Here is an 11,214-nt window from a genome sequence, read left to right as displayed (position 1 = left end):
GGCATCCTGAGTCGGCGAGATCACCCGAATCCCTCGGCTCCACCGGTGCAGAAGCTGCGGCTCCGCTACGCCAAGCGGGGGCGGCTGCGGTTCACCTCGCACCGGGACGTGGCGCGCGCCTTCGAGCGCGCGCTGCGGCGGGCCGGGGTACCGATGGCGTATTCCCAGGGCTTCAGCCCGCACCCGAAGGTGTCCTGGGCGGGCGCGGTGCCCACCGGGGTGTCCAGCGTGGCCGAGTACGTGGAGCTCCAGCTCGTGGAGCGGGTGGAGCCGGACGCGCTGCGCGCCGAGCTCAACGCCGCGCTGCCCGACGGCATCGACGTGCTCGAGGCCGCGGAGGCCCAGCCCGGTGCGCTGGCGGACCGGCTGGAGGTGAGCCGGTGGCGGATCGACCTGCCCGGCACGGACGTCGCCGAGCTGCGCGACGCCGTAGCGGCGCTGATGGCGGCCGAGAGCGTGCTCGTGGAGCGGATGACCAAGGACGGTCGCCGCACCATCGACGCGCGTGCGGCGCTGCTCAGCGCGGAGGTCCAGGAGGCCCACCAGGCGGTTGCGCAGCGTGATCAAAATTCCGCTGCGACCGCCCGAGTGGACGATTGGCCGAAGGCATCGGAACCGTATGGGATACTTGTAACGGTCGTGCGGCAGACAACACCCGTCGTACGACCCGACGACGTACTGAGCGCCCTGCGTGTCGTCGCCGGTCTGGCACCGTCGGCCGCCGCGAGCGCGACCCGGCTGGAACAGGGTCGGCTCGACGACGGAGGAGGCATCGCCGACCCGTTGGCCCAGGACTCAGGCGCCGAGTGGAGTCCGGCGGGGGAGCCCACGGCCGGGTGACGGACGGCGCGGACGTCGCCGACCCGCCGTGTGACTTCCCGGCCCGAAGGCCCGGGGCGGAGGGACCACCAGAATTGCCGTCGCCCGCGGGCGGCGGAGACCGAAGAACGCACATGCCTCTGTGCGGCCGCGTCCACCCGGACGCGCCCGGGGGCGGAGGAGCTGGATGTTGAACACGGATACGCCCGCTGGAAGCGCCAGCGGGCAATCGCCCACACCCACCGGAGCAGAGCAGGGCACCATCGAGCTGCCCGCCAAGCTCCGCGTGCACGCACTGGCCAAGCTGCTGGGTTCCAGCAGCCGGGAGATCATCAACACGCTGGAGTCGATCGGCGAATCGGTTCGCAGCGCCCAGTCGAACATCACCCGGGAGGTGGCGCTGCAGGTCGTGCAGGCCATGCACCCGGAGCTGGTGGCCGAGTCGGAGACCCCGGCGGAACCGGAGCAGCCCGAGGCGGAGCAGACCCCTGCTCCCGAGCAGGCGGAGGCCGAGCAGCCGACCGCCGGGGAACCGGCTGCGGAGTCGGCACCCGCCGTGCCCGCCGCGCACTTCGCAGCGGCCGCGAACGAACCGGGCCCGGACAGCGGCGCGCCCGCCGGGCTGACGCCGGTCTTCGCCGCGCCGGAGGCGATGTTCCTGGCCCCGTCGCCGCAGGAGGCGCGGCCCGAGCCGAAGGCCGAGCCGGAGCCCGCCGCGGCTGAGGAGCCCGCCGAGACCCAGACCAAGACCGAAGCCCCGGCCGAGTCCGCCGAGGGCGAGGAGGAGACCGAGGGCACCGGTCGGCGGCGCCGTCGTCGCGGTCGCCGGGGTCGCGGTCGCGGTCGCGGTGCCGACGCCGAGACCAGCGGTGAAGGCGAGTCGGAGACCACCGAGGAGACCGGCACCGAGACCGCCGAGCAGCCCGCGGAGGAGGAGTCCGCCGAGGAGCAGCCCGCCGCCGAGTCCGAGGGCTCGGGGGAGACGAACCGCCGTCGCCGCCGTCGCCGTCGCCGCAAGGGGTCGTCCGACGACGAGACCGGCGCCCGCGAGGACGACCCGCCGAACACCGTCGTGCACGTCCGCGAGCCGGCCGCCGAGACCCGCCAGGACAGCAGCGACGACGAGGTCCGCGCGGTCAAGGGCTCGACCCGCCTGGAGGCCAAGCGCCAGCGCCGCCGGGACGGCCGCGAGGCCGGTCGGCGCCGCGCCCCGGTGCTCTCCGAGGCCGAGTTCCTGGCCCGCCGCGAGTCGGTCGACCGCAAGATGGTGGTCCGGCAGAACGGCGACCAGACCCAGATCGCGGTGCTCGAGGACAACGTCCTCGTCGAGAACTTCGTGACCTCCTCGGGCTCGGGCTCGCTGGTCGGCAACGTCTACCTGGGCCGCGTGCAGAACGTGCTGCCCAGCATGGAAGCCGCCTTCGTCGACATCGGCCGCGGCCGCAACGCGGTGCTCTACGCCGGTGAGGTGGACTGGGACGCCGCTGGCCTGGCGGGCAAGGCGCGCCGCATCGAGCAGGCGCTGCAGACCGGTGACAGCGTCCTGGTGCAGGTCACCAAGGACCCGGTCGGCCACAAGGGCGCCCGGCTGACCACCCAGATCAGCCTGCCGGGTCGCTTCCTGGTGTACGTGCCGGGCGGCGGCGCCACCGGCATCAGCCGCAAGCTGCCCGACACCGAGCGCAAGCGGCTCAAGGAGATCCTGAAGCGGATCGTCCCGGACAACGCCGGGGTGATCATCCGCACCGCGTCCGAGGGCACCAGCGAAGAGGCGCTGGACCGCGACGTGCGGCGGCTGCAGGCGCAGTGGGAGGTCATCAAGGAGAAGGCCGAGATCCCCGGCGCCCAGGCCCCGCAGCTGCTCTACGAGGAGCCGGACCTGCTGATCAAGGTCGTCCGCGACCTGTTCACCGAGGACTTCTCGCAGATGACGGTCCAGGGCTCCGACGCCTGGGACACCATCGAGGCCTACGTCCAGCACGTCGCGCCCGACCTGGCGCAGCGGCTGGTCAAGCACGTCGGCAAGAACGACGTGTTCACCGAGCAGCGGATCAACGAGCAGATCGCCAAGGCCCTGGACCGCAAGGTCTGGCTGCCCTCCGGCGGCTACCTGGTGATCGACCGCACCGAGGCCATGACGGTCATCGACGTCAACACCGGCAAGTTCACCGGCTCGGGCGGCAACCTCGAGGAGACCGTCACCCGCAACAACCTGGAGGCGGCCGAGGAGATCGTCCGCCAGCTCCGGCTGCGCGACATCGGCGGCATCATCGTCATCGACTTCATCGACATGGTGCTGGAGTCCAACCGCGACCTGGTGCTGCGCCGCCTCACCGAGTGCCTGGGCCGGGACCGCACCCGCCACCAGGTCGCCGAGGTGACCTCGCTGGGCCTGGTGCAGATGACCCGCAAGCGGGTCGGCACCGGCCTGCTCGAGGCCTACAGCAGCACCTGCGAGCACTGCCGCGGCCGCGGCCTGCTGGTCTCCACCGAGCCGATCCACCACCCGAACGGCCACGGCGGCGGGAACAACAACAACGGCTCGCGCCGCAACCGCAACCGCGGCAAGCAGCAGGACACCGAGCAGCCCGAGCGCACCGAGGCGAAGTCGACGGAGTCGGCGAAGCAGCCGGAGGCCGCGAAGGCGGAGGCCGCCAAGGCCGAGGTGGCCAAGGTCGCGGAAGCGACGAAGGCCGCGGAGCCGAAGGCGGAGCCGGTGAAGGCCGAAGCGCCGAAGGCGGCGGAGGCTCCGAAGGCGGCGGAGGCGAAGGCCGAAGCACCGAAGGCCGAGGCCGAGCCGGTGGCGGAGCCGAAGGCGGAGACGCCGAAGGCTGAGCCGAAGGTCGCAGAGCCGAAGGTGGAGGCGAAGCCGGAGCCCGCGGAGGCGAAGCCGGTCGAGCGGCCGGAGGCCGCGGCGGCGGAGCCGAGCGCCAACGGGCGGCGCCGGAAGGCGACGCGGGCCGCCGGGAGCGCTGGCGCTCCGGTGGCGCCGCTGGTGATCAGCAAGCCCGCCGAGCCGGTGCAGTCGACCGACAACGGCATGGCCGACGTGGCTCCGGCCGCGCCGGTGCGCCGGGCACGGCGCCGGTCCGCGTCGCGGCCCGCCGGTCCGCCCGTCGAGGGCTGAGCCGACGAAGCAGCTGGGATGGCCGATCCGTTCTCGAACGGGTCGGCCATCCCGCTTTTCCACCCCGGGAGATTTCCCCGTCGTTCGGGGCAGGCGAAGAACACGGCGGCTTCGCCGCCGACCACCGGCTGGACTTCTGGACCAGGTGACGCGAAGGGCCCCTCCGACCAGGTCGGAGGGGCCCTTCGCGTCGATCAGTCCTGCTGGGGCGTGTCGAAGGTGGGGATGTCGGTCCGGTCGTCGGAGCTGGGCACGTCGCCCGGCAGCTCCACCGCCTGGGTCAGCGGTCCCGGCGACCAGGTGCCCCAGTGCGTTTCCGGCCGGATGTCCAGCGCCGCCTCCGCGGGGAGCGCGTCCGCGTCGTACGGGTGCACGACGTACAGCGAACCCCAGTCCTGCTGCGGGTCCCCGCGCAGGTAGGTCGGCAGCTCCCGGACGCTGGAGGCCACGTTGAGCCAGCCGAACGGCCCGCCCGCGTCCGGCGACGACCAGCCCTCGCCGACGTCGCGCACCAGCTCACCGGCCGACACCCGGAAGTGCGGCATCTCGGCGATGCCGTTGTACAGCCCGGAGATCCGCAGGCACGGGTGCACCAGCGCGGCGGGCCACTCCACGAACGTCGGGGCACCGCCGACCAGCTGGGTCATGCTGGTCAGCTTCGGCACGCGCGGCGCGGTCACCGCCAGCCAGCCGTCCGCGCCCAGCGCCTGGTCGATCGCGATGAGCCGCATCTTCGTGGCGCCCTCGGCCTCGGCGCCGAGCGTGTACCGGTGGTCGCGCCAGCCCGGCGGCGGGCCCTGCTCCACGGTGTAGCGACCGGTGATCTCGAAGCCGCGCTCGGTGTCCCGGCCGAACTCCAGCACCACGGAGTTCGCCCCGGTCTCGGCACCGGCCAGGCTCAGCACCACCGGCACCTCGCCGCTGAGCGCCTCCGGCGGCAGGTCGTACCAGGGCGTGCGCAGCTCGCCGGTGCCGAGCCCGGCCTCGTCGTAGCTGCCCCACGCCGGGGCCTCGTCGTCGCCGAACTGGTTCGGCGGCCGCCAGCTCGGCTCCTCCGGGTCGCTGCCGTTGACCGGCACGCCGGGCCGGGTGAAGCCGGTCTCCTTCGGCTGCAGGTACTGCGCGGCGGTCTCGTGGCCGACCAGGCGCCGCGGCGGGACCGGCACCGCCTTGTCGGTCACCGGCGCGGCCTTCGTCGGCTGGTCCGGGGCCACCGGCAGCACCCCGGCCCGGGGGTCGGTCTCCACGTCGATGTAGTCGGACAGCCCGCAGCTGGACCCGGCCAGCTGCTTGATGTTGTCCACACCCAGGTTGTAGGTGTCGTCCTGCTTCTGGATCGCCTTGCCGAAGGCCGCCAGCTCGCCGAGCACCAGCAGGGCGCACAGCAGCGACAGGGGTGCGGTGCCCAGCCGCAGCGCCCGGCTGCGCTTCTCCCTGTTCCAGCTCTCGTCGACGACCTTCGGGTTGTTCTCGTCGATGCGCAGGTGCTCGATCAGCGCGATGATCCCCGCGATCGCGGCGAAGACCAGGAACAGCGTGCTGAAGTTGTAGCCCTTGATCGACGGCGGCTTGTCGAACCAGGGGATGCCCCAGCCCGAGACGTACCACCAGGCGTTGGGCCCGGTGGCCGCGAACGCCAGGATCACCATCAGCCCGGCCACGAACGCCGCCCGGTTGCGCCGCGAGCGCAGCACCGTGGTGCTGGTCGCCAAGGCCGTCAGCGCGGCCAGCGCACCGCCGACCGCGGCGAAGATGCCGAAGTGGTGCGTGTGCTTGGTCGGGGTGAGGGCCAGCACCCCGAAGTACATCGCGGTGATGGCCAGCAGCCGTCGGCTCGGGCCCAGCGCCGCGCCCCGGATGCGGTTGCGGCGCAGCAGCACCACGGCGCAGGTCACCAGGCAGAGGATCACCAGCAGCACCGGGAAGCGCCGGGTCAGCGAACCGTCCGGGCTCTGGCTGAACAGCAGGCTGTAGCGGCTGAGCTCCTCGTACCACCGGCCGTTCGGGCCGAAGGTGGTCTTGAGCTCCATCGAGTCCAGCACGGACCGGAAGGTCTGGTCGTAGAAGACCAGCGTCAGGATGACGAACCCGGACGCGGAGATCGGCGCCAGCACCGGCAGCCAGCCGAACTCCTGCGCCCGCTTGCGGACCAGCCGGAACAGCGGCTTGATCGCGGCGATGTAGGGCAGCACGGCGACCAGGCCGTGCGGGTTGACGCCGACCGACAGCGCCGCGCCCACCAGGCCCAGTGCGGCGGGCATCAGCCGCCCGGTGGCCACGGCGCGCTCGACGGCGCACAGCGCCAGCAGCGAGAACAGCACCACGACCGGCTCGGCGCGGAGGCCGTTGTTGTAGGGCAGCCAGAACGCCAGGAACACCGCGGCGGCGGCCCAACCGGCGGCGTTGGAGCGCCGCACCTGCTGGCCGAGCCGCGGGAGCACCTCCCGGCTGATCAGCAGCCAGGACACGATGCCCATCAGCAGCGCGGGCAGCCGCACCCACGGGGTCGCGGTGGAGATCTGCACCCACAGCGCGTACGGCTCGTAGAACCAGCCGAACGGCGATTCGGGGTTGGCGAACCAGCGGTAGTAGTTGCTGACGTACCCGGCGCTCTGCTCCGAGCGCACCATGCTGAGCACGTAGCCGTCGTCGGAGGTCATCGCCCCGATCAGCCACCACACGCCCAACGTGGCGAACACCGCCGTGTCCCGCAGCGTCGGCTTCCACCAGCCGGTCGGGGCCAGGCGCGGTGCCCGCCGCCCGGCGCGCACGTCCAACCGCCGCAGGCACACGATGCAACCGATGAACGCCGCGACGGTCAGCGCCATCACGACCACCTTCAGCACCGTCGGCTCGGTGCTGAACCGGTTGTCCACGCGGGCCTCGAAGGACAGGCCCCGGACGTCGTCGACCGCGTTGTCCAGCGCGGAGTAGATGCCGGTCAGCTGGGGCCGCTGGTCGCCGAGCACGTGCGCCCACTGCTTGCCGCCGACGGTGGCGGTGGTGCCCGAGGCGTCCGCCCGCAGCGTGATGCTGCAGTCACCGGCCGGGAGGTCGACGGTGCTGACCTGCCGCCCCTTGGAGAACAGCGCGACCTGGCCGTCGTCGACCTGCAGCACCAGGCCGGTCAGCTTGCCGAAGTCCGAGGACGGCGGGTTGGTGCTCAGCAGCATGCCGGGCCCGGCGGTGCGCTCGTCGAGGCTCCGCACGGCGGCGCACGGCACCTCCGCGTCCAACCACAGCGGTGAGTAGGCGACCAGCGGCGCGGACACCGATCTGGTGCCCTCCGCGGTCGGCCACCTCAGCGTGGCGATGTCGTGGTTGACCGGGAGGAACGGGATCAGGAGGGCGAGCACCGTCCCGACGGTTCCGAGGATTGCGGCAGACAGCCGAAGTCGCTTCGCCGAGTGCACGCGCAGCACCTTACGGGGGTGTGATCGCAGCCGGACGAGTGCACCCCCGGCGGTGGGCGCGCCGTTACCGCCCGGTCCCCACGTCGTTACCCGCTGGTAGTTGATCTTTCGGGCCGGGCTCGGGAACCGCGGTCTGATCGGCCACGAGGACCTCGACGTCGCGGTCCCGGCCGGTGCGGTGCAGCACCAGCTCGGCGAGCAGCCCCACCGAGATCATCTGCACCGCGAAGATCTCCAGCAGGATGCCCAGCGTCAGCAGCGGCCGGGTGCCGATCGGCTGGTCGGTGAACAACCACACACCGGTCAGGTACAGCAGGATCAGCGTGCCGATCGTCCCGGCCAGCATCCCCAGCCCGCCGAACAGGTGCGCCGGGCGCCGCCCGTACCGGGTCAGCGCGACCACCGTGAGCAGGTCCAGCGCGCCGCGCAGGTAGCGCTCCAAGCCGTACTTGGACTTGCCGTGCAGCCGCGGCCGGTGGTGCACGGCCAGCTCGGCGACCCGGTAGCCCAGCTGGTGCGCCAGCGCCGGGATGTAGCGGTGCAGCTCGCCGTACAGCGGAACCCGCCGGTAGACCTCGGTCCGCGCGGCCTTGAGCCCGCAGTTGTGGTCGGAGAGCTTCAGGCCGGTGATCAGCCCGGTGAACCAGTTGAACACCTTCGACGGCAGCCGCTTGCCCAGCGGGTCCTGCCGGTTCGCCTTGTGCCCGCTGACCAGGTCGGCCCCCGCGTCCAGCTCGGCCAGCAGCCGCGGGATCTCGGCCGGGTCGTCCTGCAGGTCGGCGTCCAGCGTGACCAGCAGCTCGCCGCGGACCTCGGCGACCCCGGCGGCCAGCGCGGCGGCCTTGCCGAAGTTGCGGCGCAGCCGGATGCCGCGGATCCGCGGGTCCCGCGCCGCGTGCTCGCTGATCACCCGCCAGCTGCCGTCGGTGCTGCCGTCGTCGACGACCACCAGCTCCCAGGTGCGGTCCTGCGCCGCCATGGCCCGGCTGATCTGGGCGAACAGCTCGGGCAGGTTGTCCTGCTCGTTCTTCGCCGGGGTGAGCAGCGACACCTGCGGGGACGGGGTGCACGTCATGACGCCACCTGCGGGTTCTCGGTGAGGGGCCGGATCCACCAGCCGTCGGGGAAGTGGAACGCGACGCGCAGCAGGCCCGGCTGGGCCGGTGCGACCGCTTCGAAGCCGAGCCCGATCTCGATGCCCGGCGTCTGCGCCTCGGCGTCGGAGCGCGGGATGTCGACCACCCCGCCGCCGATCACCGTGCCGCTCTGGTCGAGCACCGCGACGCAGCTGGCGCGCTCGATGCCGGAGATCGCCCAGCCCTTGAGCATCCGCGCCCCGCCCTGGACCTCGTCGGTCTCGACGTTGAGCACCACGTCCCAGCCGTCCGGGCGGGGTTCCCGCAGCGCGCCCTGGCTGGGCGTGCGCCAGTTCGCGGTGCTGACCCGGTCGCCGATCTCCAGGCCGTCGGGGCAGCCCAGGGTGAACTCCGGGGAGAACGGGTAGTGGCCCAGCGCCTGCAGGCGCGGCAGCAGGCGGTCCGGTTCCGGGAACCGGTCGGTGAAGGCGTCCGGGTGCCCGATGCGGGCGGCGATGGCCAGCAGGTCCTGGTTCGGCGCGTCGGACCGGACGCTCTGCGCCATCGGCGCGCCCAGCGCGACGGTGGCCAGGACGGTGCCCGCGACGGTGACGGTGCGCAGCTTCGGCAGCTTGGGCCAGGCGACCACGATCACCAGCAGCGCGATCCACAGCGCGGCGGTCATGCTGTTGTACCGGCTCTGCAGCCCGGCCGACTCGCCGAACGCGGCGCGCGAGCCGGAGATCATCACCGCGCACCCGACGGCGTAGACCGCCAGCCCCCACCAGGGCGCCGCGCTGCGCCGCTGCTCCGGCGTCTGCTGGGCGTGCGCCACCAGCACCGCCAGCCCGGCCACGCCCGCGATCAGCGCGATCGCCGGTTCGGTGCCGGTCCACACCATGCCGAGCATGCTCAGCCCGGCCAGCAGCGCCTGCGCCGGGTCGTCGGTCGGCGAGGCGCCCCCGCCGCCCTGCGGACCGCGCAGCACCAGCCAGGACAGCACCACGACGACCCCGACCGCCAACGGCGCCGCCACCCACCGGCGGCGGTCCCCGCGCAACCAGGCGATCAGGGCCAGCGCGGGCCACACCGCGAACGAGGTGCCGTAGCTGATCGACGCCAGCAGCCCGAAGACGATCGCCCACACCCGGTGGTTGCGCTGCATCGCCAGCAGCGCGGCGAGCACCAGCATCAGCGCGAGGATCCAGGACGCGCCGCTCATCGAGCGCACGTAGTTGTGGATGCCGTGCGGGTTGAACACCAGCGTCGAGGTGGCCGCGACCAGCCCGGCGCGCTGCCAGCGGTTCAGGCCCTCCGGCAGCATCGCCCGCACCAGCAGCACGCTGATCACGCCGAAGGCGATGATCACCAGGCCCAGCGGTTGGTTCAGCCCGTCGCCGTACCGCGCGCTGAGCCAGAACAGCAGGCTGGGCAGCACGAACGGGTGCTCGTTGCGGAAGCCCAGGAGCGCTTCCGGGCGCAGCGTGCCGTCGTCGTTGGTGAGGTCCAGCAGCACCCACCAGTAGTCGTAGAAGTGCATCTGCGGGTAGCGCAGCACTTCCCGGAGCATCAGCAGCGGCGGAACGATCGCCGACAGGCCGAGCAGCAGCGGGCCGAACCGGTGCAGCGGGCTTGGGCGCGAAGGGGGCCCGGAGGCGGCGCGCTCGTCCTGCTCGGTCCCCGGTGCGATGTCAGTCACGAAGGTGTTTCCCCAGATCAAGTAGAACGGCGACCTACCGTAGCAAGCGATCGAGGGGGCCCGGCACCTTCTTTCGGAAGGGGTCGATTTGACCGCACCGACCGGGCCGCCTTACGCTGTCGCGGCTCGCCCGTCGCCGGGTCCGGCAGCCGTGCGCGCCGCTTGGTGCGGCCCCGGCCGATCGGGACCCGAGAAGCGGTCTGTATGATGGGTGAGAACTTCTCGCCGCCGGACGGGCGGAGAGACAAAACGCCTGTTTCGAGCGGTGCTTCGCGCTGCTGGGACGGGAACCCCACCGAGGCGCTGCACCAGCGGCGTGGTAGGAATCCTCGATCCTTTCGGGTCGGGGTGGACGTCCGCCGCAGACCTGGTGAAAGTAGCGAAACCGAGCAGCAGGAGACTTCCGACTCATGTACGCGATCGTCAAGACCGGCGGCAAGCAGTACAAGGTGGCTGTCGGAGACGTCGTCGAGGTCGAGAAGCTCGAGGGCGAGCTGGGCTCCGAGGTCAGTTTCCCGGCACTTCTGGTCGTCGATGGCACCGATGTCACGACCGACGCCGACGCGCTGGCCAAGGTGTCGGTGACCGGCAAGCTGGTCGAGCAGACCAAGGGCCCCAAGATCCGCATCCACAAGTTCAAGAACAAGACCGGCTACCACAAGCGGCAGGGTCACCGCCAGAAGCTGACCCGCGTCGAGGTCACCGGCATCAACAAGTGAGGACCTGAGTAGTCATGGCACACAAGAAGGGCGCATCCAGCTCTCGGAACGGCCGCGACTCGAACCCCAAGTACCTCGGGGTGAAGCGCTACGGCGGCCAGGTCGTCAAGGCCGGCGAGATCCTGATCCGTCAGCGCGGGACCAAGTTCCACCCGGGTCTGAACGTGGGTCGCGGCAACGACGACACCCTGTTCGCGCTGGAGGCCGGTACCGTCGAGTTCGGTCGTTACCGGGGCCGCAAGGCCGTCAGCGTGAAGCCGGTCGAGGCCTGATCCGGCTCTCGACTGCGAGTACTTCCCGACGAGGGGCGGGTCCGGCTAGTCCGGCCCGCCCCTCGTCGCTGTTTTCGGACCTGGTTCGG

General features: G+C 72.0%; 7 protein-coding genes. 4 read left to right on the top strand and 3 right to left on the bottom strand.

The genetic code is table 11. The features are described 5' to 3' along the window. The first annotated feature begins 45 nt into the window (after positions 1 to 45). Positions 46 to 840, top strand: a complete 795-nt coding sequence (locus F1721_RS27205) for a TIGR03936 family radical SAM-associated protein (RefSeq protein ID WP_150069647.1) — start codon at positions 46 to 48, stop codon at positions 838 to 840. Positions 841 to 1,006: 166 nt separating this feature from the next. Beyond that, positions 1,007 to 3,946, top strand: coding sequence for a translation initiation factor IF-2 N-terminal domain-containing protein (locus F1721_RS27200; protein ID WP_150069646.1), 2,940 nt, complete (start codon positions 1,007 to 1,009; stop codon positions 3,944 to 3,946). 194 nt (positions 3,947 to 4,140) lie between these two features. Here the strand turns inward: F1721_RS27200 and F1721_RS27195 are convergent, their stop codons facing one another. From F1721_RS27195 to F1721_RS27185, 3 genes are all read right to left on the bottom strand, one after another. Further along, positions 4,141 to 7,302, bottom strand: a complete 3,162-nt coding sequence (locus tag F1721_RS27195; RefSeq protein WP_246155333.1) for an arabinosyltransferase domain-containing protein — start codon at positions 7,300 to 7,302, stop codon at positions 4,141 to 4,143. Positions 7,303 to 7,423: 121 nt separating this feature from the next. Then, positions 7,424 to 8,434: a glycosyltransferase family 2 protein gene (locus tag F1721_RS27190; RefSeq protein WP_150069645.1), complete on the bottom strand. Its 1,011-nt coding sequence runs from the start codon at positions 8,432 to 8,434 to the stop codon at positions 7,424 to 7,426. Next, positions 8,431 to 10,134, bottom strand: coding sequence for a hypothetical protein (locus tag F1721_RS27185; protein WP_150069644.1), 1,704 nt, complete (start codon positions 10,132 to 10,134; stop codon positions 8,431 to 8,433). Before F1721_RS27185 ends, F1721_RS27190 begins: the two co-directional genes overlap by 4 nt. Before the next feature lie 410 nt (positions 10,135 to 10,544). Between F1721_RS27185 and rplU the strand changes: the two genes are divergently transcribed. Both rplU and rpmA read left to right on the top strand, forming a co-directional pair. Further along, positions 10,545 to 10,853 carry a 50S ribosomal protein L21 gene (rplU, locus tag F1721_RS27180; protein WP_093152314.1) on the top strand — a complete coding sequence of 103 codons (309 nt, stop codon included), beginning with the start codon at positions 10,545 to 10,547 and terminating at the stop codon, positions 10,851 to 10,853. A gap of 14 nt (positions 10,854 to 10,867) precedes the next feature. After that, entirely contained in the window at positions 10,868 to 11,125 is a 258-nt protein-coding gene (rpmA, locus tag F1721_RS27175; RefSeq protein WP_093152311.1) for a 50S ribosomal protein L27, read from the top strand. Positions 11,126 to 11,214: the final 89 nt, after the last annotated feature.

The sequence above is a fragment of the Saccharopolyspora hirsuta genome (genome assembly GCF_008630535.1).
In the GTDB taxonomy this organism is placed as follows: Bacteria; Actinomycetota; Actinomycetes; order Mycobacteriales; family Pseudonocardiaceae; genus Saccharopolyspora; species Saccharopolyspora hirsuta.
This window is presented reverse-complemented; position numbering and strand designations above follow the sequence as displayed.